The sequence below is a fragment of the Nocardia sp. NPDC003979 genome (assembly GCF_053605015.1).
The window spans coordinates 1-21430 of record NZ_JBSGIJ010000004.1 but is presented as its reverse complement, the minus strand read 5'-3'; the positions used below and the strand labels follow the sequence as shown (position 1 = coordinate 21430).

General features: G+C 64.7%; 29 protein-coding genes and 1 pseudogene. 18 read left to right on the top strand and 12 right to left on the bottom strand.

The genetic code is table 11. The features are described from left to right. Positions 1–63: 63 nt before the first annotated feature. Both ACWEVR_RS09775 and ACWEVR_RS09770 read left to right on the top strand, forming a co-directional pair. Positions 64–1173 carry an alkene reductase gene (locus ACWEVR_RS09775; RefSeq protein ID WP_452466564.1) on the top strand — a complete coding sequence of 370 codons (1110 nt, stop codon included), beginning with the start codon at positions 64–66 and terminating at the stop codon, positions 1171–1173. Between the two features lie 66 nt (positions 1174–1239). Then, entirely contained in the window at positions 1240–1401 is a 162-nt protein-coding gene (locus tag ACWEVR_RS09770; RefSeq protein ID WP_452466563.1) for a hypothetical protein, read from the top strand. Between the two features lie 157 nt (positions 1402–1558). Here ACWEVR_RS09770 and pip read toward each other — a convergent pair whose 3' ends face one another. Then, the gene (pip, locus tag ACWEVR_RS09765) at positions 1559–2527 is read right to left on the bottom strand and encodes a prolyl aminopeptidase (RefSeq protein WP_452466562.1); all 969 of its coding nucleotides are present in this window, start codon (positions 2525–2527) and stop codon (positions 1559–1561) included. 202 nt (positions 2528–2729) lie between these two features. Between pip and ACWEVR_RS09760 the strand changes: the two are divergent. Continuing rightward, positions 2730–3479: pseudogene (locus ACWEVR_RS09760) on the top strand (ISL3 family transposase); the annotation flags it as partial. A gap of 349 nt (positions 3480–3828) precedes the next feature. Here the strand turns inward: ACWEVR_RS09760 and ACWEVR_RS09755 are convergent. The 4 genes from ACWEVR_RS09755 to ACWEVR_RS09740 form a co-directional block, all read right to left on the bottom strand. Continuing rightward, the gene (locus ACWEVR_RS09755; RefSeq protein ID WP_452467033.1) at positions 3829–4209 is read right to left on the bottom strand and encodes a hypothetical protein; all 381 of its coding nucleotides are present in this window, start codon (positions 4207–4209) and stop codon (positions 3829–3831) included. 245 nt (positions 4210–4454) lie between these two features. After that, entirely contained in the window at positions 4455–4994 is a 540-nt protein-coding gene (locus ACWEVR_RS09750; protein WP_452466561.1) for a hypothetical protein, read from the bottom strand. Between the two features lie 360 nt (positions 4995–5354). Next, positions 5355–6188, bottom strand: a complete 834-nt coding sequence (locus ACWEVR_RS09745) for a phosphotransferase family protein (RefSeq protein WP_452466560.1) — start codon at positions 6186–6188, stop codon at positions 5355–5357. Between the two features lie 433 nt (positions 6189–6621). Beyond that, a complete protein-coding gene (locus tag ACWEVR_RS09740; protein ID WP_452466559.1) occupies positions 6622–7308 on the bottom strand; it encodes a DUF6461 domain-containing protein in 687 nt (228 codons plus the stop codon). A 428-nt stretch (positions 7309–7736) separates the two neighbouring features. Between ACWEVR_RS09740 and ACWEVR_RS09735 the strand changes: the two genes are divergently transcribed. Beyond that, complete coding sequence (locus ACWEVR_RS09735) at positions 7737–8270, top strand: contact-dependent growth inhibition system immunity protein (protein WP_452466558.1); 534 nt, start codon at positions 7737–7739, stop codon at positions 8268–8270. Positions 8271–8391: 121 nt separating this feature from the next. Next, positions 8392–8616 (top strand): hypothetical protein, encoded by a 225-nt coding sequence (locus tag ACWEVR_RS09730; RefSeq protein ID WP_452466557.1) that lies wholly within the window; start codon positions 8392–8394, stop codon positions 8614–8616. Between the two features lie 176 nt (positions 8617–8792). Here ACWEVR_RS09730 and ACWEVR_RS09725 read toward each other — a convergent pair whose 3' ends face one another. The 5 genes from ACWEVR_RS09725 to ACWEVR_RS09705 all read right to left on the bottom strand — a co-directional run bounded on the left by ACWEVR_RS09725 (position 8793) and on the right by ACWEVR_RS09705 (position 11465). Continuing rightward, entirely contained in the window at positions 8793–8993 is a 201-nt protein-coding gene (locus ACWEVR_RS09725) for a hypothetical protein (protein ID WP_181697150.1), read from the bottom strand. A gap of 385 nt (positions 8994–9378) precedes the next feature. Continuing rightward, a complete protein-coding gene (locus tag ACWEVR_RS09720) occupies positions 9379–9969 on the bottom strand; it encodes a DUF6301 family protein (RefSeq protein WP_452466556.1) in 591 nt (196 codons plus the stop codon). A gap of 23 nt (positions 9970–9992) precedes the next feature. Next, a complete protein-coding gene (locus ACWEVR_RS09715) occupies positions 9993–10361 on the bottom strand; it encodes a hypothetical protein (RefSeq protein ID WP_452466555.1) in 369 nt (122 codons plus the stop codon). 235 nt (positions 10362–10596) lie between these two features. Beyond that, on the bottom strand, positions 10597–11103 hold the full coding sequence (locus ACWEVR_RS09710; protein ID WP_452466554.1) for an SRPBCC family protein: 507 nt from the start codon (positions 11101–11103) through the stop codon (positions 10597–10599). After that, a complete protein-coding gene (locus ACWEVR_RS09705; protein ID WP_452466553.1) occupies positions 11100–11465 on the bottom strand; it encodes a metalloregulator ArsR/SmtB family transcription factor in 366 nt (121 codons plus the stop codon). The genes ACWEVR_RS09710 and ACWEVR_RS09705 overlap by 4 nt, the downstream gene beginning before the upstream one ends. A gap of 71 nt (positions 11466–11536) precedes the next feature. Here ACWEVR_RS09705 and ACWEVR_RS09700 point away from each other — a divergent pair, with 71 nt between their 5' ends. Continuing rightward, on the top strand, positions 11537–11857 hold the full coding sequence (locus ACWEVR_RS09700; protein WP_452466552.1) for a ParA family protein: 321 nt from the start codon (positions 11537–11539) through the stop codon (positions 11855–11857). 769 nt (positions 11858–12626) lie between these two features. After that, positions 12627–13082 carry a DUF3085 domain-containing protein gene (locus ACWEVR_RS09695; protein WP_452466551.1) on the top strand — a complete coding sequence of 152 codons (456 nt, stop codon included), beginning with the start codon at positions 12627–12629 and terminating at the stop codon, positions 13080–13082. 94 nt (positions 13083–13176) lie between these two features. On the opposite strand, the gene ACWEVR_RS09690 is transcribed toward ACWEVR_RS09695, so the two are convergent. Then, positions 13177–13704: a hypothetical protein gene (locus ACWEVR_RS09690; protein WP_452466550.1), complete on the bottom strand. Its 528-nt coding sequence runs from the start codon at positions 13702–13704 to the stop codon at positions 13177–13179. A 441-nt stretch (positions 13705–14145) separates the two neighbouring features. Between ACWEVR_RS09690 and ACWEVR_RS09685 the strand changes: the two genes are divergently transcribed. Genes ACWEVR_RS09685 through ACWEVR_RS09670 form a run of 4 tightly spaced genes read left to right on the top strand, consistent with a single transcriptional unit; the run spans position 14146 to position 15204 of the window. Next, positions 14146–14307 (top strand): hypothetical protein, encoded by a 162-nt coding sequence (locus ACWEVR_RS09685; protein WP_452466549.1) that lies wholly within the window; start codon positions 14146–14148, stop codon positions 14305–14307. Positions 14308–14358: 51 nt separating this feature from the next. Continuing rightward, positions 14359–14754, top strand: coding sequence for a DUF732 domain-containing protein (locus ACWEVR_RS09680; protein ID WP_452466548.1), 396 nt, complete (start codon positions 14359–14361; stop codon positions 14752–14754). An 11-nt stretch (positions 14755–14765) separates the two neighbouring features. Then, positions 14766–14930 (top strand): hypothetical protein, encoded by a 165-nt coding sequence (locus ACWEVR_RS09675; RefSeq protein ID WP_452466547.1) that lies wholly within the window; start codon positions 14766–14768, stop codon positions 14928–14930. A 52-nt stretch (positions 14931–14982) separates the two neighbouring features. Next, on the top strand, positions 14983–15204 hold the full coding sequence (locus ACWEVR_RS09670; protein ID WP_452466546.1) for a hypothetical protein: 222 nt from the start codon (positions 14983–14985) through the stop codon (positions 15202–15204). A 176-nt stretch (positions 15205–15380) separates the two neighbouring features. Here ACWEVR_RS09670 and ligD read toward each other — a convergent pair whose 3' ends face one another. Then, on the bottom strand, positions 15381–16334 hold the full coding sequence (gene ligD, locus ACWEVR_RS09665) for a non-homologous end-joining DNA ligase (RefSeq protein ID WP_452466545.1): 954 nt from the start codon (positions 16332–16334) through the stop codon (positions 15381–15383). A gap of 138 nt (positions 16335–16472) precedes the next feature. Between ligD and ACWEVR_RS09660 the strand changes: the two genes are divergently transcribed. The 7 genes from ACWEVR_RS09660 to ACWEVR_RS09630 all read left to right on the top strand — a co-directional run. Next, positions 16473–16721, top strand: a complete 249-nt coding sequence (locus tag ACWEVR_RS09660) for a hypothetical protein (RefSeq protein ID WP_452466544.1) — start codon at positions 16473–16475, stop codon at positions 16719–16721. Positions 16722–16797: 76 nt separating this feature from the next. After that, the gene (locus tag ACWEVR_RS09655; protein WP_452466543.1) at positions 16798–18603 is read left to right on the top strand and encodes a ParB/RepB/Spo0J family partition protein; all 1806 of its coding nucleotides are present in this window, start codon (positions 16798–16800) and stop codon (positions 18601–18603) included. Positions 18604–18770: 167 nt separating this feature from the next. Further along, a complete protein-coding gene (locus tag ACWEVR_RS09650; protein ID WP_452466542.1) occupies positions 18771–19334 on the top strand; it encodes a DUF4192 family protein in 564 nt (187 codons plus the stop codon). Between the two features lie 91 nt (positions 19335–19425). Continuing rightward, positions 19426–20163: a hypothetical protein gene (locus tag ACWEVR_RS09645; RefSeq protein ID WP_452466541.1), complete on the top strand. Its 738-nt coding sequence runs from the start codon at positions 19426–19428 to the stop codon at positions 20161–20163. Then, positions 20147–20578 carry a hypothetical protein gene (locus ACWEVR_RS09640; RefSeq protein ID WP_452466540.1) on the top strand — a complete coding sequence of 144 codons (432 nt, stop codon included), beginning with the start codon at positions 20147–20149 and terminating at the stop codon, positions 20576–20578. Before ACWEVR_RS09645 ends, ACWEVR_RS09640 begins: the two co-directional genes overlap by 17 nt. A gap of 109 nt (positions 20579–20687) precedes the next feature. Beyond that, on the top strand, positions 20688–21050 hold the full coding sequence (locus ACWEVR_RS09635; protein WP_452466539.1) for a hypothetical protein: 363 nt from the start codon (positions 20688–20690) through the stop codon (positions 21048–21050). Positions 21051–21121: 71 nt separating this feature from the next. After that, positions 21122–21430 (top strand): single-stranded DNA-binding protein (locus ACWEVR_RS09630; protein WP_452466538.1); only part of this gene is annotated, 309 nt, incomplete at its 3' end.

Below are 21430 nucleotides of genomic sequence, written 5' to 3'. Positions count from 1 at the left end.
CCACCAACCCGCTGATGCTCCTCGAGCCCACGAGGAGCACCTTCCATCACGAAAGAGATCCTCATGTCCGACCTGACCTCAGTACCCACCCAGCCCCTCCTGCAGCCTGTTCAACTGGGCGCGCTCGAGCTGCCCAACCGCGTCGTCATGGCTCCCATGACACGCGCTCGGGCCAGCAACGAGGAACTGGCCCCTACCGCCCTGCACGCCACCTACTACGCGCAGCGCGCCGGCGCCGGCCTGATCATCAGCGAAGGGACCTGGGTCAGCACGGACGCGATCGGCTTCATCAACGTCCCAGGCATCTACACCGACGCCCAGACCGCCGGCTGGGCCGAGGTCACCGAAGCCGTGCACGCCGCGGGAGGCAGGATCGTCTCGCAACTCGGTCACGCCGGCGCCGCCTCCCACCCGGATCACCACGGTGGCAGGCTCCCCGCCGGCCCGTCGGCAATCAATCCCCACGAGATGTCCTTCACCCCCGACGGTCCGAAGGACTCACTCACCCCACGCGCTCTGAGCGCCGCAGAGATCGCCACCACGATCGGCACCTACCGGCAGGCAGCCGCCAACGCCCTGCGCGCCGGATTCGACGGCCTGGAGATCCACGCGCAGGTGTCCCACCTAGTGGCCCAGTTCCTCAACCCACGGCTCAACCAGCGCACCGACGCCTACGGCGGCAGCAGCGAGAAGCGGGCCCAATTCCTCCTCGACATCGTCGACGCCGTCACCAGCGTGTGGGACAGCGACCGCATCGGAATCAAACTCTCGCCCTACTGGAAACACGGGCCCGCCTTCACAGCGGACGCCGAGACGCTGGACGAGTACGACCAGCTCCTCGAGCACCTCAACGACAGCAACCTGGCCTACCTCCACCTCCTCGGCCCGGAACCCGACACAGGAACCGACACCCTCACCGCATTCACCCGCTACCGCGCCCACTACCGCGGCGCCGTCATCGCCAACCTCGGCTTTACGCAAGCGAGCGGCAACGCGCTGCTCGAACGGCAGCTGGCCGAGGCGGTTTCCTTCGGAGCCCCCTTCATCGCCAACCCAGACCTCGTCGATCGATTCACGCACGGCCACCCTCTCGCCGCCGGCAACCGCGACACGTACTTCGCGGGTGACGCCGCGGGATATACGGACTACCCCGCGGTGACCGGCTCCTACTAGGTCCGTCGTTTGGATCATGCGGCAGGCCGCGGGGTATGGCACGCACAATTGCGGCGTTGTCGTCGATTGCCGACGCCCCCAGCCTTCGGCCGGGGTGCCCCCAGCGCGTTGGATGCCGACCCGGTGCGCGACATCGCGGTCCTCACCGCACCGGATCGGCACTTACGTCACGTGATCCACGGCGAGACCGTCACCGATATCGCGACGGCCGTGCCGTCAGTCTACTGAGAGCAGGTCCTTGACCAGCTTGCCGTCCTTTATGATGACGACCAGGTTCTTCTCTGGATCGGCGAGCACTGGCTTCGGTCGTGAAATCTGGGTTCTGGCCCACTTTCCGTGATCAGGTCTGGAGCCGCGGCGGATACTCGTCGCCTCCGATCGCCGTCTAGCTGATCCGATTGGTATCGGGCTGCGCGAAGCGGGTGATGGCGCGGGCAACCGCCTCGCCCATGGCGGGGCTGCCGGTGTGGCCAGAGTCGTCGATGACGTGCAGGCGGGCGGTCGGCCAGACTTTCGCGAGCTCCCACGCAGTTTCGAGTGGGGCGCTGAGATCGAGGCGGCCGTGGATCAGTTCGCCGGGGATTCCGGCCAGCCGCCCGGCCTCGCGCAGCAGCACGCCTTCCTCGAGCCACGCCGCGTGCGCGAAGTAGTGCGTGCAGATCCGGACGAAGGCGAGCATGGCGGTGTCCGGCTTGGCGCTGTACTGCCCAGGGCTTCCCGTGGATTCGTGCGCTATCACCGCGTCCTCCCAGCGACACCACTCGATCGCGGCGCTGCGGCGCACTCCCGGGTCCGGGTGTTCCAGTAGCTGCCGGTAGCCTTCGACCAGATCACCGTCACCGGGCAGCGCGGCCCGGAATCGCTCCCACTCGGCGGGTAGCAGCCGTGCGACACCCCGGTACAGCCAGTCGATTTCGCGGCGGCGGGTACTGGTGACGCCGACCAGCACGATTCCGGTGACCCGCTGCGGGTACCGCTGGGCGTAGGCGAGGATGAGCGTGGAACCCCAGGACCCGCCATACAGCAGCCATCGGTCGATGCTGAGGTGGATGCGCAGCCGTTCCATATCGGTGATCAGGTGTTCGGTGGTGTTCACCGCCATGTCGGTGCCCGGGTCGGCGGCGCTCGGAATGCTCCGTCCGCAACCGCGCTGATCGAACTGCACGATCCGAAAGACGTTCGGATCGAACGACTTCCGCGATCGCGGGCTGCTCCCGCTGCCCGGCCCGCCGTGCACCACCAGCGTCGGCCGCCCCGCAGGGTTGCCGCTGGCACACCAGTACACCTGGTTTCCGTCGCCGACCTCGAGCATGCCGTCGGCATACGGCTCGATCGGGGGAAAGGATGTCGCCACGGTTGCCGAGGTTAGCGGAGGGGCGTGGAGTCGAGGACCACGCAGGCGTTGACCCGGCTGTGGCTGGACCACGGGCTATGACCTGGTGCCGCGGTATCCGCACATCGGCATTGTCGGGCGCCGTCGGAAAGGCACGAGCGGTTCCAAATGCGGACTGCTGCCTGAGGTTTGATCATTGTTCGGGTGCTCTGATCTTGGTTTGGTGGCTGTTCTGTTCCCGCACCTGGCAGGTGTGGCCGTTGAGGAAGTCGCAGAGACCAGCGGGGTGGTGTGTATCCGGGCATCCGCGCAGGCTGCGACTGCAGCCTGCGTGCGCTGCGGGCACGCCGCGACCAGGGTGCACAGCCGGTGCGGACGCTACCTGGCCGACGCACCGGTGTGTCGACGTCGGCTGGTGCTCCGGCTACGGGTGAGGCGCTGGTTTTGCGATCAACCATATTGCGGGGTAAAGACTTTCGTGGAGCAGATCGCGGGGCTGACGGTGCGGCACGGGCGCCGAACGCCACTGCTGCGGGCGATGCTGGAGGATATCGCGGTCGCGTTGGCAGGTCGGGCAGGTGCGCGACTGGCCACCGCGCTGCATGCCTCGGCAAGTCGGTCGACTCTGCTGCGACTGCTTGCTGCGTTGCCCGATCCCGCAGCGCAAACCCCTCGGGTGTTGGGAGTGGACGACTTCGCGTTGCTACGCGGCCAGAACTACGGCACCGTGCTGATCGACTGTGAGACAGGCGCACCACTGGAGTTGTTGCCAGGCAGAAACGCTCAGCCCCTGGCGAATTGGCTGATCGCACACCCCGGGGTGGAGGTGGTTTGCCGAGACCGCTCCGGGTCGTACGCGGAGGGAGTTCGTGTCGGCGCCCCCAGCGCGATGCAGGTCGCGGACCGGTTTCACCTCTGGCAGAACCTGGGCAAGGCCGTCGAGCGCTGTGTGGCTCGCCACCGTGAGTGCCTTCGCGCCACCGAGCCTGCGCCGGCCGAGCGGTCAACCCCTTGGCCTCAGGACGAGGAGCCCGTCGGGAAGTTCGCGCAGCGCGCTCAACGACACCACGCGAAGGTCCAAATCTGCTCGCTCAGGGACATAGCATCCGCGGCATCGCTCGCGGCCTGGGCTGGGGCCAGCGCACTGTGCAGCGCTACGCCCACGCCGCCACATGGCAGGAGCTGGTCGATGGCAAATGGAAAGGTCCGCGTCCCAGCAAGCTCGACCCGTTCAAACCCTACCTGCGTCAACGCTGGGAATCAGGCTGTTCCAACGCCTTACAGCTCCACCGCGAGATCACAGAACTCGGATACCCCGGCAGCTACGCACTGGTGGCGTCTACCTGGAACAGCGCCGCACCAGGCCAGGCCCCATCGCAGCGCCGCCACCGGCCGTCCGACAGGTCACCAGATGGCTCACCCGCCACCCCGACGAGCTCACCGAGGACGATCAGCCCCGCTTGAAAGCCGTGCTGGAGCGATGCCCAGAGCTTCGAGCCGCTGCCGAGCACGTGCGTGTCTTCGGCGAAATGCTCACCACGTTGCAAGGCCAACATGTACCCGGATGAATCGCCGCCGTCCGGGCCGATGACCTGCCCGGCCTGACTTCCTTCGCCATTGGGCTCGAGTCCGACCTGGACGCGGTCACCGCTGGGCTGACCATGCACTGGAACTCGGGGCCAGTCGAGGGACGGGTAAACCACATCAAGATGATCAAGAGACAGATGGTCGGCAGAGCTGGGCTTCCGCTGCTACGCAAACGCGTGCTTCTCACGGCCGCGCGACGATGACGCCAGATCTGTGGTGTTGCGGCACACCATCACCTTCGTCACGAAAAGTGGGCCAGAACCCAACTGTGACGTCACTCATCGGTGAATGTTGACGTCGCCCGGGATCGAGAGATTCTTGGATCGGCGAATTCCGACGACATGGTTCCGGTCTTCGCGAGTCAGTGGCCGCGGAAGCCCCACGCGTCGAGTCCGTCGTAGATATGGGCCTCCCGGCAGTGAGGCGCGGCCAGCCCGACGGCTTCCCCGCGATAGATGGCGATCAGCGAGTCCTTGCCCCGCCACCAGGTGTCGGTGACTCCCTGAACCTCAGGTACCGGCTCGAATCCGTCGAGATCCACCTCTTCGACGGCGTCGCCGGTGATTCTCGTGACGGTCCGGGCCCAGCGGCGGGCGTGGTGAGCCAGCGCCAGGGCTTCCACCCATCCCTGCGTGCTGGCGTGCAGAGGTATCCAACGGTCAGCGTCGATACCGAATTCGCCTCCCGGCCCGATCATGAATCCGTAGGCCATGGATACGCGGCAGTCGCCGGCCGGAAAGTGCCACCCGTCCGTGGACACGACCTCGGGTACGTCGGCTTCGAGAACACGCGGGCCACCCTCGTACGCGGGGGCAGGGGGAAGGGCGAGGCCGCCCCAGACTTCCTGGAAGGCCACGGCCCGGTCGATCTCCGCAGCGGGTATCCCGTGGTCGAGCCACACGTTGCGACAGGGGCGGATATCCCGGCAGGGAAGACGCATCCCGGCCGATTCGACGAAGTACCGTGCACGGCGGCTCAGACTTTCAGGCGTTCGAGGCGGCAGTGGCACTCGCGCGGCACTCATGAGCAGACAGCGAAGGTCGAACAGCACGACCAGAAGAAGCCGAGATCACCGATCATGATGCGGAGTTTAGATCGTGGCTCGCGGCGATCTGCGGCAGTCCGTAACCAGGTGCCGGTGACGTCAAATTTCACCGTCACAACTCACCTCGCATGGACCCGACGCGGTGTCGGTATTCGCCGACGAACGACGTCGGAATTCGCTGGCACAACCACCTGGTTCTATCGGTGACCTCTGACGTCACCGATCGATGGACCCTGACGTCGCCCCAGATCCGACGATGTTTGTATCGGCGAATTTTGACGTCGCAATCTTGGTCGTGAGTGGCCAGCCCCGCAAGGCCTGGGTTCTCAGCACGTCGACCTCGCAGCCTGGCGAGGTCGGATCGAAACCGTGCTCCACCAGCCAGCGGACTCCCCGCAGGCTACGCAACGACCACCAGGCGCTGATCACGTCAAGGTCGACGTCGGAGCCGTACCCGGCAACGACGTCACCGAGGTGTTCCTGGTGTCCGAGCGTCAGGGTGGCGAGGTCATACAAGGGATCACCCTGTGCCGCCTCCGACCAGTCGATAATGCCCGTGACCTCGTCACCGTCGACGAACACGTGAGAGATCTGGAGGTCGCCATGTGTGAATACCGGCGTCCACGGCCGGAGCGCGATCTCGGCTATCCGACGGTTGTATGCAACAACGTCGGCAGGAACCACCCCGCTCCTGACAATCCACGCACATTCGCGGTCGAGCTCCGATGCCAGCGCGTCGAGGCTGCGGCCGGGCCATGGCGGTAGCGCCGCGTCGTGCAGCTTCCGTATGGCGGCGCCCGCCGCCGCCCACGCCGCTGGTGGTGCAGTCGACGGCTCACCGAGACGGCCGAGTGTCGTCCCTGGCAGAGCGGCGAGCGCGAGCACGGGCGGGTTGCGCCACAGAACCTCGGGAGTCGGGATCGGTGCCCTGGCCATCGCCTCAACCTCGACATCGGTGTTCGACTGGTCAGCGTCAATCTTCAGGAACACTGCGCCGACGCGCAGAGTCGCGCGCTCGTGATGGGCGACGACGACCTCGACTTCTTTCACGTCGGAGATTATGGCTGGGATGACCATCGACGTCGCCGGGACTATCGCGGGCCAGTGGCCCGTCGCTGGCTTGCCGAGCGTTGCCTCAACGGGTCTTCCCAGAACCTCTGCTGGTCCCCGCTGCCACCGTTGCGTGCTGCCGACTGGTCCCGCCCCTGCCACACCCGGTGACGTCAAATTCACCGATCGGATCGGTCGGATCCAACACTGAGCAACGGCCGGATTCACCGTTACACGACGTGGAAAATCACCAGCACAACCAACCACCGCGGTAGCCATGTCGCGCGCCGTCGGAAGTACTCCACCTCGTACCTATCTTCGAGGTACGGCAAGGCTCGGCTCAGCCACTCGATGCAGCTGACCGAGATGCGTTCTACAACTTCACCGGTCGTACCAGCACGCGCACCGCGTCAAGGGTGGTGAGGTCGGGAGGTCACCATCGGTAGGAGATAGGTCCGATGAGTATGGGCTGATCCAGCATGTCTGCCGTGAACGACACTCCGGTGACCTTCGCCGCCAAGGCGAAGGCTCCCGGCACGAGGCTGCTGTAGCTGATATCCCAGGCGTCGAAGTCGCTGTCGTCATCGGGGTCAGGAATATAGTCATGGTCGGTCATGTCCGGCTCCAGCTCAATGCCCAGCTCGCGCATGTAGTCGTTGAACCGGTCGGGGTCGCTACCCCAACGGTCATGCGGGCACTGCAGTCGGTGGCCGGTCACGATCGTCCCGTCGATCGCGTACTCGAGGCTGTGCTCAGCGTAGCCGTGGATGGTGATCGCCAGGACCTCACACTCTCGCGACAGTTCCGCCAGCGCCGTGGGGATGGTCATCGACCACCCGTGTGGTTCGATGGCCACGCTCCATGCACCGGCTCGAAACACGCCCACATGACCGCCGCCGTCCGGGCTGACAGTCTTGTCGAGGTACTCGACCATCCTGTCGTTGAGCGCTGCGAAGTCCGACTCGTGGCCGGAGTCGGCGCCTTTGCTGAAGCGGCGCACCACCTCCGACGGGTCCTGGTTTCGGAAGAAGCCGACGCTGTAGATCTCGTCCAGCGGGTCCGCTTGGCTCTCGGCTGCGTTGAGCCACTGAAATGGTGCCAGGGGATCGGTAGTCGCCATATGGGTCATGGTGGCGGAGCCCACCGACAACCATTCGATCGTCTGGAACGCCTGATCGACCCACCATCCTCAGCGCGGACTTCCTCTGGCTCCCTTGACATCCGAGCGGCTCGCCGAACTGATCCGCGAGGGTCAGCAGATCAACGGACTTGCTACCACTGGCGACCATGCTTGCCACGCGGCGAGGTAGCCCTCGACACCGAGCACGTCGGACCGACATCCGGGACCGCCCGAAAGCACTGGAATGCCGCATATCGCGCGTTGCCCGGGACAGGCATCCTGATCAAGTGACCCCCCAGCTGGTGAGACGCGGCGTGTCGATCACGCTATCTGTCACCAGATTTCCATCACTGTTGTCACCGAGTTGCGCACACAAGCACGCCCGCTCATGCCTATGAGCGTGTCGACGACGGCGTCGGACCAGACCGGTGACCATTACTGTGGGGCAGGCCCTGATAGCGCCGATGCTTCACATGAACGAGCAGTGCCATCGAGATGAGAGCGGTGAAAGCGTGGCCGACAGCGACGAGTTCCCACAATCGGTGCAGGACATCGAGGGTGACGTTTGGCCGGCAGCCGCCCCGGAGGACACCTATCTGATTCGGACAGTCCACCGGATGCGGCAGGTTCCGATCGGGGAACTGGATATCGAGGGCCTGCGAATCATGTTGTCGCAGAATGTTGGAACCACGGCAATACTGCCTCGAGCGCTTGATCAGCTGGAGGCGAATCCGCTTGCCGCCGGTCACTTTTATCCGGGTGATCTGTTGTGTGCGGTGCTCCGGCTGCCTGAGGAGCGATGGTCGGACTCGGCCGAGGTCTTGGCAAAAGTGCGGGGCGTTGCCCAGCGAGCGGGTGTGATGATCGCCGAGATGGACGGCGCGCAAGTTCCAGAGCTGCGCGCCTTAGTGTTCAAATTCCTGTCAGACCAGTCCGAGGTCGATCCCGGTCGAACGCGCTGAAATGCCGCATATCGCGCGTTGGCGGTGACAGGCGTCCTGATCAAGTGACAGATATGGTGGTCAGCCACACCGATCCGGACTAAGTCTCCCACCTCCATGATCGACTACTATAATCGAACACATGTTCCCATCGGTGTGTGAGTCGGCGCGACCCTACCTGCGGCTCGGGATCTGGACGGAGCCCTCCCCACGGTTCTGCCCGAACGGCCACCGCCTCGGCGCCGGACGCGCGATCGTCGCGGCCATGCCGTGCCGCCGCGTCGGCGGGCACCACCGCGCCCACACCTGCCTCGCGTGCGGTGTCACCACCTACAGCCCGCCCGTGCACAACGACTGCGAGCACTGACCGCCGGGCAACCCAGCCCGCGCACGGGATACCCAGAGCGGCAGCAGGATCGAGCTCCCAAGAACAGAATCTGTGCGACGATCGGATACATGGGGTGGGTGCGCGATTTCTTCCGCGAATTCGGTGTCGCCTACGAGTGGTTGAAGAGTGCGAACCTGATCGAGTAGGTGCGCGGGTCAGAGGTGGTTGAGGCCGACCATCTTGGTCGCGGTGGCCATGGCGGCGGCCAGGCCGAGCGCGCCGAGAACGGCGATGGCTAGGGATCCGGTGAGGGTCGTGAGACCGAACAAGAAGAACACGCAGGTGGCCAACATGATGGCGGTGCTGGTCAGATCCGTACTCGTCGTATTCGGTGTCCGATTACGTGAGTGGGTCATATCTTCATAGTTGCCAGGAACCGCGGTTACTAAACCGTTATTTTCGGTTCGATCTGCGGGTTTCGGCTGCTCCGGCCTGGGTAGCGCCACAGTGACGTGGGCCGGCTTCCTGTCCTCGGACGACCGCTTTGTCATCACGCGGTCGCGGCGTGGATCATCGGTGCGGGGCCTCGGGGGCCCTGCCTCGCAGCTGTTCACCCCCCGACGAGCTCACCCAGCTGCACGCTCGGTTGGAGCTGTAGGCCCCGGGAGACCGCCAAGCGCGGCCGCTTCGGCTTCTGAGAAGGTCACCGAACACACGCAAATGCCGAATACCGTTCATGCGCACTGCCATTGACATGGCCGACATCTGAGGTCAGATGTCACCAAGTGCAGCGGTAGGGGGTCAGCCGTTCCTGCGAAACGTCCGACTGATCTGAGTCAGCAATCTTCGTAGAAGTCCGAAACCTGTGTCCTCGTTGTGGCCGTACATCTCTTCGTAGGCTCGATCCTCATCCATCCATCGTTGATATCTGGGATTGACGAACGTCATGTGGATGGAATCGTCGTGCGAAGCTACGGAGACAACGACATCAGGACGGCGCCAGTAGTCGGTATCGAAGTCTTCGCCGGTGATGTATGGAGATGTCGGCCCCAACGCCTCGATCAGACGATCTCGAAGTTGGCGGTGAGCTGCGACAAGTTGTGCTCTATCTGTGTTCGACCGCTCGGAAACCGCGACGTAGACAGACATTTCGAGCATGACCTCGTTACCCCCGTCATGTCGTCCCATGAACTCTCTGTCGAAGGTGACGTGACATTGAGGCAGGTGGATCTCGAGGTTGGTTCGTAGGATGGGACCGTAGTCCCGATCCTCGTGCAGGATGCTCCACCGCGCGGCTCGGCAAAAGCGTGTCACATCCTGTTCGGTCCACGTCCAGCCGAATCCGCGTGCGATGCGGGCAATACGGACTGTGCCATCGATATCTGCTCTCACAGGGTCATTTCTACCCAGGGATGTCACTGTCTCCAGAAGGGGTCGAGCTGGACGCTTATCTCTTCATGGCTACGGGCCGAGTTGTAGCCGGTGATCCCCGGCAACTGTTCCAGGACTGCATCCTGCGACCTGTAGACAGCCTGTCGGTTTTCTGCCGTGGCGTCGTCCGGATACCAGCTGATGTAGCTGATCTTGCTGCCATCGGTGTAGATGACATGCGCGGCCATTGTCGATTGCAGGAAGGCGCAGAGACTGGAACTGCCGCCGCTCCCGTTTCGGTCGAGCGCGACCAGCCCGCTCGTGCGGTCCGGACGAAGGAGAAGGTACCTCCCCTCCTCCTTGGCCTTGACCAACAGATCGAACGCTATCCTGGCCTCCACACTGACGGTCATTCCTACATCCCGCACGCCAACTCCTCCATGTATCCGAACCCGTCCAGCCCGCCGATCGAAGGCTCCGCCACATTTCAAACCAACTGTCCGGCAACCTCGAATCGCACTGTATTGCCGCATACCGCGCGTTCCCCGACCCCCCTATCGGTCCGGGAACCCGTGGTCGTGATCATCGGCGGAATTGTCGGCCTCCCGAGCTGGGCGTTCCAGCACTGTCGGACTGTCCACTCCGTGTCTACTGCGCGGTGAGCGCCTCGTAGTACGGCTTCATGGAGGGGTAGTAGTCGTTGAAATCAGGTTGTGGCGAACCGGTTCGGGCTGCGCTGAAGTTGTCCAGGTAGTACTCCCATCCCGGGCCGACCTGGGGGATCAGGGCGATCTCATTCGCGCCGGTGAGGTGATGGGTGAAGTGCAGTTCGGTCGTTCCGGACGATTCGGACAGCCGGACTTCGAGGTGCCAGGAGCCCTCGTCGTCCACCGCGGAGATCTGCAACCGGCGCGGTGGCTCGCACGCGCCGACGCGCATCTCGGTCCAGGGCTGCCCTTCCTCGAACGCCATCTGTACCGAGATCATGCGGTCGGGTCCGGCCTCGCCCTTCCAGGTGCCGTACCAGCGAGCGGTCCGGTCGGGTTCGGTGAGACTCGCCCACACATCCTCGATCGGTGCGCGGTATGTCCTGGTCAAGATCAGATCCGCACCGATGTCAGTGCGGAGCAATCGTCCGAGCGGGGTGGTGATCATGCCGTGTGCTCCTTTGGTGTCTGCTGGTCCGCCGGGCGGGCGCGGTGTTCGCGGCGAGTCCGGTAGACCTCGGTTTCCAGTGCGTCGAGGCGTTGTGTCCAGCCGGTGGAGGTGTCGAAGCGGGCGATCCAGGCGGCGAGTTCGGTGAGTTGTCCGGGATGGAGCACGTAGAACCGCTGTCTGCCCACCAGTTCGTCATGCACGAGTCCGCTTTCGCGCAACACCCGCAGGTGTCGGCTGATCGCGGGCCTGGTGATAGTGAAATGCGCGGCGATATCACCGGCGGTGCGGTGGGAATGTCGCAGCAGCTCCAGAATTTCGCGCCGCACCGGATCGGCGATCGCACTTGCCACCTCGTCCACACGGAAAGAGTAACTGATCAGTTACATGTTTGTCCATTGGACGACTACCACCGCGTGCTCGCCTACGAGCGATGGCCTGCGCGTCACCGCACACCGCAGCCGACACCCAGGCCGCCGCGATCCAGTGGAGCCGCGAGCTGCGGCTGCGCGACATCCTCGCCCCGGTCCTACCCGACTACGACCTGGTCCTCATCGACAACGCCTCCTACTTGGGCCCTTCCGAACCGATGACCTCAGCACGCGGCACCTGTATCGCGATCATCCACCGGCTCCACGACGACGACAAACTCATCGTCGTTCCCGATCACGCCAGAACACTCGATGACGCGGCAATCGCCGCGGCCGTCGACTTCCAAGAGACCACGGGGCAATACTTCATCATCAGGAACTGACCCGGCCGTCGCCCTTGACGAAACCTATAGCGACGCCCCCGACTACATCCTCCCCGCCCCCGCGACCGCGGGCATGTGAGAGTTCAACGCGCACACACTAGCCCTGGCCTCGGCCGATCACAGCGGAAGACGAAAGTGCAACGCAATGCCCTCGACCGAGGCGAACCCGCGCCTTTCGAAGAAAACTCTCCGGCCCCACCGGTTCGCCGGGTCCGAATCCACGACGACCGTCACCGCGTCCGCACCCGCCGTGCGGGCAAGCGCGACGAATTCCCCGACCAACACCGCACCGACTCCCTGGCCCGGTTCCCGCACACCGACCAGGGCCAAATGCCCGCGTGTGGGATTGCCGGACAAGACCTTCCAAGCGCCCAGCCCGTACCGCGAGCAACCGGACCGAATAACGGTCACCGACTGCGGCCAACCGATGCGGTGCCGCGAAGACGCTATCGCGCAACCGATGACGACGATCGAGGTCGACGAGGAGATTCTTCAGCTGCGGATGTGAGCCCTCGAGCTTTTCGACCACGATCCCATCCACGCGTTTCAGAGTGCCAGAACCCCGGTCCGGCAGCTTCTCGGAATGAGCCCACGTGTGAAGCCCGCATCGCCGTACCCCGCTGGTGCCGCGACTCAACGGCTTGGAGAACCACACCTCCATCCCGACGCGAGCTCGCTCGTCCCTCACCGACCCACGCCCGGCACATCCTCGGCTGATCATTCGACGCCACGTGCACGCCCATCCTGTTCGACGAAAGGCATTGCATCCATGCGTAGATCGAGTTCGTTCGAGTTCTGGTTCCCGCTGCGCCAGGTCCTGCTCATTGCCGAGCACGCGATGGCCACCAGTGAGCATTCCTGGCCCAAAGGGGACACCAACAAACCCGATCCCGTGCCGCCGGCACTGGTATGGGCCAAGGACGACGGCATCCATCTGCGGTCCAACGGTCTGCCGTGGCTACTCGCCGACCCCACCGAACCCGACGGACCGCCGCTGGTGGTCCACGCGGTCGGCTACGACAACCACAGCTACTTCGACTTCTCCGGTACCGCCGTCGGCGGCGACGACTTCGTCGAATACATCGACCTCACAGAATCTTTCGACGGGGTGACACTGATCGAGATGATCCGCTACCACGCCGCCCACAGCGGAATACTCATTCTCACCGCCCACTTCGGCAGCTTCACCATCAGCTTCAGCTCCGCAGCGACCGACAACCTCTGACGCCGCTTCCCTTCCCGCGTTGAGCGTTCGACTGAACGTCCGACGTCCGCTCATGCCGAATATCGAGCAGTCACCTCCGATGCGATCGAGTGCCTCATTCACGAGCGCGAGGCGGAGCCAGCGATGTTCTGATGCCGTCACGGAGGTATCCGATCAGGGCGTCGGACAGAGCCATGGCAGCGTCGTGGTGCTGGTAACGCGGGTCCAGAAGGTATTCCACAGAGCCGTCATTACGCAATCTGACCAGAGCGGAGAACCAGTTGACATCGTCGAGGCGCGCGTCATCGCTCGGATGCGCGAGCGGATTTCGGACAGCGCGCAAGTTGGGCAGCGCCGCGTCGAAGGCAGACAAGGCATCTTTGACGATCTGAGGCTTGCCGAATACTTTAAGCATCTCGCGACCAGCATCTTGGAGGCGGACAAGCTCGAACGCGTAATAGTCGAGATCACTATCCGGCGTTCCGGTCAAGTTGATTACTTCTTCGGGCGTGCCCTCCAGAAGGCGGGGCGCAGACGCAGCGTGACCTAACACGCGAGACCGCTGCCGTTCAATACCGGTCTGGATCCGGGTGATTGCAGTGAGAAATCGAGATCGTGCGCGATCAACGTCTTGGGTCGGCATTCGCCTACCTCCAGCTGTCGGACGTGTCTAATCAAGCTCCGGTCAGCGAATCCTACGGATTGAAGTGAGTCGGCCGCATCTGATTTCCATGCTTCCAACGGGTGTCGGTCAACGCATGCTCACGCACATTGACATGAGTGCAAGTCGTTCTGGTTGGCTGACTTCAGCCAGGGAGAGTGAGCGGTAATGCCGCATACCGCGCGGTCACCAACGTCCGCATCTCCCGACGGCAGATCTCACTGCTTGGGAAGCAAGCGAACAGGCAGGAAAAGCGGTCCGACCTGGGCTACCGGTTGCACCTGAGGTACCCGGATTTACCCCCTTTGCCCCTGGCCCAGGCCACGAATGGGGCACGGCCGGTAGGCGTCTCCAGGCGAGTTGCCCGCGCGGTCGAACGTCCGCTCATTCCGATTACACGATGTCTGATCCAGCGCCTATCGGGTGGGTGGCGCCGCAGACCATCTACGCGAGCATCCCGCCACCAAGTTGGTCGAGTTCCTCGAGGATGAGGATATCGCCCAGGCCTACAACCGCGACGACAGCGACAGCATGGTGGATCACTTCGATGTCCACTTCTACACCCACGTCAGCTACAGCTACTAAAAACCGACCCCCGGACGATATACCGAGACCAACCCACAAAGGAGTTTCGCCATGAAGAAGATCATCGTCGCAGTCCTGGTCGCCATCGGTGCGATCGGGCTCGGCGCATGCTCATCCAGCGAAGAACGTACCACCAAGCCCGACCACAGCTACGTAGAACCCGCGGAACCCGAGCCCGTGTCGTCGTCGAGCGCCGCCGAGCGGGTCTATCTGGCCACCCTGGCCGACGAGGGAATCACGCACCCGAAGGGAGACGATCACCTGGTCTCGATGGGCTACGTGATCTGCCAGTTCCTCGACGAGGAGCCGAACCCCACCGCCATGACCCTGATCGGGATGGGGATGGCCACCGCCGACGAACTGGGGTCGACCAACTCCGACGGCGGGTATGTGGTCGGTGCCGCGATCGGTTCGTTCTGCACCGAGTACCTCTACCTCATCCCGTAAGGAACAAGATCATGAAGTACTACGTGGACTGGTCGGATCGGGCCTTCCCCGAGATCGCGGTCTGGGAGGAAGGTACCTACTACGCTGACCCCATCACCTTCGCCGAGGCAAGCAGGAGATCCGGAGGCACTTCCAGCACCAGATCGAGCATGCACGGGAGCGCCTGGCCGAGTTGAGCAAACTTCGCGCCTCCGATATCAAGTCCCCCGAAGCATAAGGAGCCCAACGATGAAAACGCTTGAGGCAGTACACATCGGCGGCATCACCGGGATTCAGCTGACAGCGCTGGACGAGGTAGTCGGCCGGGTGACCTGGTCAACTCTGGATCACCCGGCCGGATTCCTCGCCCAGCACATTCCCGCCCCGCGGATCGGCGTCGACCAGGATCGCCCCGCCCGGTCCCTCCACCGCGCCCGAATGCCCCGGCCAGGTCGTTCGTCGCGGCGGTAGCCGTGCGAAGCACCGCTGGCTGACTGCTCGTCCACCGATTTCCTGTTGCCCTCGATCCATACTGATCGAAACCGACGATAGCCCGACCCGAGCCGTCGTGAGCGGAACCGGATGCAAACACGATCGCCCGGAGCCGACATGACCGGCCGTCACCGATCCGTCGCTACATCGGTCGGTCACGGTCTTCCGGCGGGGGTTTCGACGTCATCGAGGTCTTTGTCCAGGCGTAGCCCTCTCCAGGACGGGTGGCGTAGGCGGCCGTCGCCGGTCCATTCAGTGAACGCGACTTCCCCGACTACGTGCGGTTCGAGCCACACCACCCCGGCCGGGGTCGATCTGGCTCCGGGGACCGGTGGATCCGGGCGTTGCAGCGGTGCCAAACGCTCGTGCAGGTCCGTGAGCATTCCTGCGGTGAATCCGGTACCGACACTGCCCGCGTACTCGAGGTTGCCTCGGTCGTCGGGGACCGCGACCAGCAGCGATCCGATCGTCCCGGCCCGTCGACCCGTCCCGGTCTTCCAGCCGATGACCACCACCTCCTGGTGGGCCACGTTCTTGACTTTCGTCCAGGCGGGACTGCGTTGCCCGGACAGGTACCAGCTGTCGCGGCGCTTGCAGATGATTCCCTCGGCCCCGAGGGCCTGCGAAGCGGCCAGGGCGTGCGCGGCCGGGCCGGGAAGCAGGCCGGGTACTCGCCAGTGTGGTCCGGTCAGCCCGGTGAGTTCGAGTAGTTCGCGGCGTTGGGTGTAGGGCAGCCCGGTCAGGGATCGGTCGCCGATGTGGAGCAGGTCGAAGATCATGAACGTCGCCGGTGAGGTCTGGGCCAGGGTTGCGATGGTGGCCGGGTTGCGTTGGTGCATGCGGGGGGCCAATGCCCGGAACGAGGAGCGGCCCGCGACTTCGACGACGATCTCACCGTCGACGACGAAACCGGGTTCGGCGAGCCCGGCCAGTTCCGGCCAGGCCGCGGTGATGTCGTTGCCGTTGCGCGATTCCAACCGCAACCACTCATCGACATAGGCCAGGGCCCGGATCCCGTCGTGCTTGAGCTCGAATGCCCACCGCCCGTCGTCCACCGGCAACGCCCCCGCGGCGGCCAGCATCGGCGCGTACCGCGGTAACCCACTCACCGGTTCCTCGCCATCACCACACCCCTTCCACACCACCCGACACCAGCAAACATCCAGCGTAACCCTGACCTGGGTGGTCGTCGGCCACCGCGCCGCGCATGCCACGCGATCACCCCTTCGACCGAACAGGAGTCCCGAATGAGCACAACCCCACCCGCGATCGACGTCACCGCCGTGGAGTCGATCTCACGGACCGAGTTCGCCGGACGCGAGCACCTCGGAACCGCCGGACCCGTCACCGCGCTCGCCGACCACCCCGTCATCGAGCGGTGGCGTGAACAGGTGCGGGGGTGGCGGGGCCGGTTCTGGACCTACCGGCCCGACGAGACCGGGGTGCTGCGGCTGTATCCGCTCAACGTCAGCCGCCGCTCCCGCACCGCCCGCTGACCTTCGTCCACTCTCGGTGCGCCACTGGCTTCAGCTGGTGGTCGCGCCGTTGTCGTCTTCTACGCAAGGAGCTTTCGTGTCCACCACCACCATCGAGCCCGACACATCCGCCGACCTGGATCAGGAGTCCTCGCCAGGAACCGACGCCACCGTCACCGTGCTCGCCCCGCTGCCCGCGCCCGCCGAGGCCGTGAGCATGGACCCCGCTGATCTGGTCATCGGCCACAACGTGCGACCCGAAGACCAGATCGATCTCGACGCCCACCCGAAAGAGGTCGAGTCGATCCGGCGGTTCGGGGTGCGCGATCCGATCCTGGCCCAGCGCGGCCCCGACGGACACGTCGTGGTCGTCGACGGCCAGGTCCGCGCGTTGATCGCCCGCACCCTCGGACTAACGCGGGTCCCGGTTTATATCGAGGCCACCGACCGGGCGATCGATGATCCGGAACGGTTGATCGATCGGGCCTTGGATCAGATCAACCTCAACGACCGACGCATCGAGTTGACCGACTCGGCGCGCGCGGCCGGGGTGGCCTACATGCTCGACCTCGGTGCCACCGCCACCCGCATCGCCGAAGGCCTGCAAACCGACACCGCACAGATCCGTAAGGCCGGAAAGATCGGCCGATCGAACACGGCCCGAAACCTGTTGGATTCCAGCGAGCTCAGTCTCGACCAGCTCGAGGTGATCGCCGGATACGAACAGCTCGGCGACCACGCCGCGGTGGAGAAGCTGTCGTCGGTGCGGTGGAACTTCGACTACCACGCCGAGATGATCGCCGCCGACCGTGCCCGACGCCGCGACCGTCTCACCGCCGCCCTGCCCTACGCCTCGGCCGGGCACCCGATCCTGCACGTGGAATCCGTCGAGGTCGACCTCGACACCTACGTTCCGGTCGACGACCTCGTCGACACCACCACCGAACCGGTCTCCCCTGAGGCGATCGACGCCGAACCAGGACGGTGGGCGGTGGCGATGGACCTGATCGAGGACGCCGAACTGTTCGACCCCACCACCGATGAGGTCATCGACCCCGACACCGTCGATTTCGACGCCGACCACCCCGACACCGAACCCGCCGACGGGCTGCGCAGCGCCGCCGGGTTGGTGTACCGGGACGTGTGGATGCCGAGTTACTACCTGCCCGTCGACCAGCTCGACGCCGCCGGGCTGCACCGCCGAGACCCCGACACCAGCGGGGACCGTCCCGAAGACGGCGAGGGTGGCGGTGAGGGTGATGGTGGTGATCTTGCCCAGGTCGCTGCCGACCAGGCGGCAGCGGACAGCGCCCGTAAACGTGAGGAACGGCGCCGGGTGATCGAGTTGAACAAACGCGGCGCCGCCGCGAAGAAGCGGCGACTGGAATTCCTGGCACGGGTGCTCACGTTGCGGACCCCACCGCCGGGCAGCGCCGAGCTCGTCGCGACCTCACTGGCTCGCGACACCACCCTGCTCGGCGGAACCCGCGCCCGCACACTCGCATTGACCCTGTTCAACGCGAACAACAGCACCGGTCTCACCGACACCGCAGCATCAGCCGTCGCGGGCAGGGCGTGGGTGATCACCCTCGGGCTCGTGCTCGCCGCCCACGAATCAACCCTCGACAAGGACTGCTGGCGCACCAACTCATGGCAGGCCACCACCGTCTCCGCCTACCTGCATTTCCTCGCTGCGGTCGGTGAATACCTGGCCAGCCGGGGATGTGCCAGCGACCGCAACGAACAGTTCCGGCTCGTCGACGTCGAACTGGCCGCCGCCGGCGATCTCGACTACCGCACCATCCCCCTCGACCAGGACTCCACGACGGCCACCGGCATCGACGAGCGCTCGGCCGTCGACCACGACGCCCCGGAGAGGGAGCAGCTCCCGCACGCCGCGTGAGGACAACGGCGGTCCGAATCCACGGAATCGATTCGGACCGCCTCACCCCCACCCTTCGACAGCGGCGCTCCCACTACCCCACCGGAATGAGGCCCGTGATGTTCACCCGGTTCCGAGACCGTCGGCGTTCCGAGTTCGATTCTGTGGCAACCGATCATGCATCACCAGTGCGGCAGCTCCGCAGCATTCCCGACGCCCCGAACCCCGACCTGGTCGACGAGGTTCGCTCCCACCTCGCTGACGCTATTGCCCGCGACCGCGACGACCTCGCTGCCGCGCGTTCTCCTGACCGCGTTCTCGATCTGCAACGTGAGCGCACCGTGTGGCTGCTGTTTCAGATAAGCACAGCGCAAGAAGAACCTGTCAGCGCACAGGATCTTGCCTGGGCCGTCGCGCTGCTGCGCGACCGAACTATCCGCGACATCATGTACGGCCTGTCCCGCAGCGAGTACCACGGAGCGGCCGAGACACTGTGGCTCCAGATCGCGGCGGCGACCCACGGTCACGACCGCGCCGAGGCCGTCACCTTGTTCGCCTACAGCGCCTACCACCACGACAACACCGCGCTCGCCAGGACCGCCCTTGCCACAGCCCTCGATGCCGACCCGACCCACCCCATCGCGGTGCTGTTGGCAACCGCGCTCGACGACCGCTTGCCACCCCAACAGATCCGGGCACTCGCCGAGGCCGCAGCGGTGATCGCGGCCGACCTCGGCATCGACATCACCTGACCCGCAGCGGTCAGAACCCGGTCGTTCTTCACACCCTCCACCGCATCCGGGCCAGCCCCGAGCACCCGGCGACATCGACAAGGACCAGCTGATGCCCCGACTACACATCGATGACCGATTCCACATCCTGGACGAACACGCGCGCACGATCGTCGTCGCCGACGTGTCCGTCCACGACGCGCACGCCAAACTCGAGGAAATCCTCACCGAACAAAAGAACACCGATCCGAGCATGCCTCTGCATGAGTACTGGGACCGGGCCCACGCCAAATCCATCTCCCAGACTCCTGGGCGAAGCACGGTGTACACGTGGTACCGGATCATCCCTGTCGTGCCGGGCGATGCCGACGCCAACACCCAACTGCTCGCCGCGGCGCTGCGGCGCCGCTGGCCCGGCGCCGCGTTCACCGTGATGCCGACCGGTGACTGCTCGGTGTCTATTCGTTGGATCGACGGCCCTTCCAACCTTGGCGTGTACGAGTACTGCATGCACGTCGCAGGCTCACGCGGCAGGTTCGACTCCGCCAGATACACACGGATCCTCACCCATCACGGGTGGCAGTCCGTCGCCGGACTGGTCGAGGCCTGGTTGCCGGTCACGGTGCCGCGTACCGACAGCGGCGAGATCGACTGGTTGGCAGCAGAAGCGATCGATCTCGACGGTGCCACTTTGGTCGCCGGTCACCGTGTGTGCCCTAGACCCGGACTGATATCGGTCACCCTCGGCGAAATCCTGCGATACCTGCCCGATGCATGCGACCTGACTGATCAGCGCGGTCCGACCATCAAGCCCAGATACAGCGAGGAGTCCGATGTCGAACCATCCTGACGACTTCACCACCAGCACCCGGCTCAACGACGGCATGGTGATTGTCGGTCACGTACTCACCTGCCACCGCTGGGTTCCGGCCGGCGCGGTGGTCACCCCATTTCCCGAAATCGACTTCCACCATTGGGACGGCTCCGGCTACACCCCTGTTGCGTTGGTGTTGTCCTATCAAGATCATTCGGTCCCGGTGGCCAGCCCTCAAGAAGTGCTGCGAGCCCCTGATGCCTCGAACACGAAGTTCCTCGGCAGCCTCGTCCCGGTCTGGTTTCACCGCCCCCGCGGCCAGCTCGTGCTCGCACCCCACTACTGGCCACAGCGCAACCCGGAGACTGCCCCGATACCCCCGGGTGTCCGCGCACATCTGCACCAGGCCCCCGACACCGTCACCGAAATCTACAGCCTCGCCGTCAGGTAGCACCGGCTCATCCCGGAGCCATCGGTGTATCCGCACACCCATCAGGTCATGCCGGCATCCCGGCACTCGACGGTGTCCCCTTCCACGCCCAGCCGGAACGAGGTTCGCGATGTTCACCTGTTTGCGAGATCGTCTGCGGTACGAGTACCGCTTGTACTTCGTGCGGCGCAAAGCGCCGCTGAATTCGATTCTGTGGCAACGGATCATGCGCCGCCGCTATGGCAGTTCCGGGTTGTTCGCGATGCAGCTCGCGTGGACCCACTGCGACGCCGGACTCGAGGTCAGCTTCGGCGCACCCGGCGACAACCACCTCACCATCCACATCGACAAACCGACCGACCCCACCCTCGCCACGATCGTCGCCCCGACGATCGTCATCCCACTGACCTACCGCCAAGCCCGCGCCATCGACGCCGGATTGTCGCGAGCCAATCGAATCAGCCGCAGACTCGGCCGCCTCGCGCAGGACTGAACAACCCACCCGGACCGGCCGCCGCTGACCTCAGCGGTGAACACCCCCAACGTTGAACGAAGGAGCATGTCATGGCTGGAGACACGGTCATCACAGTCATCGGGAATCTCACCTCCGATATCGAACTGACTTTCATCCCAGCAGGTGATGCGGTCGCGCATTTCACCGTCGCCTCGACCTCGCGAGTGTTCGACCGCAATACCAATCAGTGGCGTGACGGGGATGCACTGTTCTTGCGCTGCAACATCTGGCGCGAGGCCGCGGAGAACGTCGCGGAATCGCTGATTATGTGGATCTCAAGATTGAAATATACTACCTACCAGGCTTTTTCCGGCGTGGACATGTCCATATCGAGCGAGCGTGATGCCGTAGCCGTCCCC

Bases quoted from the DNA above. Each gene is read 5' to 3' on its own strand.
- ACWEVR_RS09775 (WP_452466564.1), top strand. From the start codon at position 64: ATGTCCGACCTGACCTCAGTACCCACCCAGCCCCTCCTGCAGCCTGTT.
- ACWEVR_RS09740 (WP_452466559.1), bottom strand. From the start codon at position 7,308: ATGGCGACTACCGATCCCCTGGCACCATTTCAGTGGCTCAACGCAGCC.
- ACWEVR_RS09730 (WP_452466557.1), top strand. From the start codon at position 8,392: ATGTTCCCATCGGTGTGTGAGTCGGCGCGACCCTACCTGCGGCTCGGG.
- ACWEVR_RS09725 (WP_181697150.1), bottom strand. From the start codon at position 8,993: ATGACCCACTCACGTAATCGGACACCGAATACGACGAGTACGGATCTG.
- ACWEVR_RS09715 (WP_452466555.1), bottom strand. From the start codon at position 10,361: ATGACCGTCAGTGTGGAGGCCAGGATAGCGTTCGATCTGTTGGTCAAG.
- ACWEVR_RS09710 (WP_452466554.1), bottom strand. From the start codon at position 11,103: ATGATCACCACCCCGCTCGGACGATTGCTCCGCACTGACATCGGTGCG.
- ACWEVR_RS09700 (WP_452466552.1), top strand. From the start codon at position 11,537: ATGGCCTGCGCGTCACCGCACACCGCAGCCGACACCCAGGCCGCCGCG.
- ACWEVR_RS09695 (WP_452466551.1), top strand. From the start codon at position 12,627: ATGCGTAGATCGAGTTCGTTCGAGTTCTGGTTCCCGCTGCGCCAGGTC.
- ACWEVR_RS09690 (WP_452466550.1), bottom strand. From the start codon at position 13,704: ATGCCGACCCAAGACGTTGATCGCGCACGATCTCGATTTCTCACTGCA.
- ACWEVR_RS09680 (WP_452466548.1), top strand. From the start codon at position 14,359: ATGAAGAAGATCATCGTCGCAGTCCTGGTCGCCATCGGTGCGATCGGG.
- ACWEVR_RS09675 (WP_452466547.1), top strand. From the start codon at position 14,766: ATGAAGTACTACGTGGACTGGTCGGATCGGGCCTTCCCCGAGATCGCG.
- ACWEVR_RS09670 (WP_452466546.1), top strand. From the start codon at position 14,983: ATGAAAACGCTTGAGGCAGTACACATCGGCGGCATCACCGGGATTCAG.
- ACWEVR_RS09660 (WP_452466544.1), top strand. From the start codon at position 16,473: ATGAGCACAACCCCACCCGCGATCGACGTCACCGCCGTGGAGTCGATC.
- ACWEVR_RS09645 (WP_452466541.1), top strand. From the start codon at position 19,426: ATGCCCCGACTACACATCGATGACCGATTCCACATCCTGGACGAACAC.
- ACWEVR_RS09640 (WP_452466540.1), top strand. From the start codon at position 20,147: ATGTCGAACCATCCTGACGACTTCACCACCAGCACCCGGCTCAACGAC.
- ACWEVR_RS09635 (WP_452466539.1), top strand. From the start codon at position 20,688: ATGTTCACCTGTTTGCGAGATCGTCTGCGGTACGAGTACCGCTTGTAC.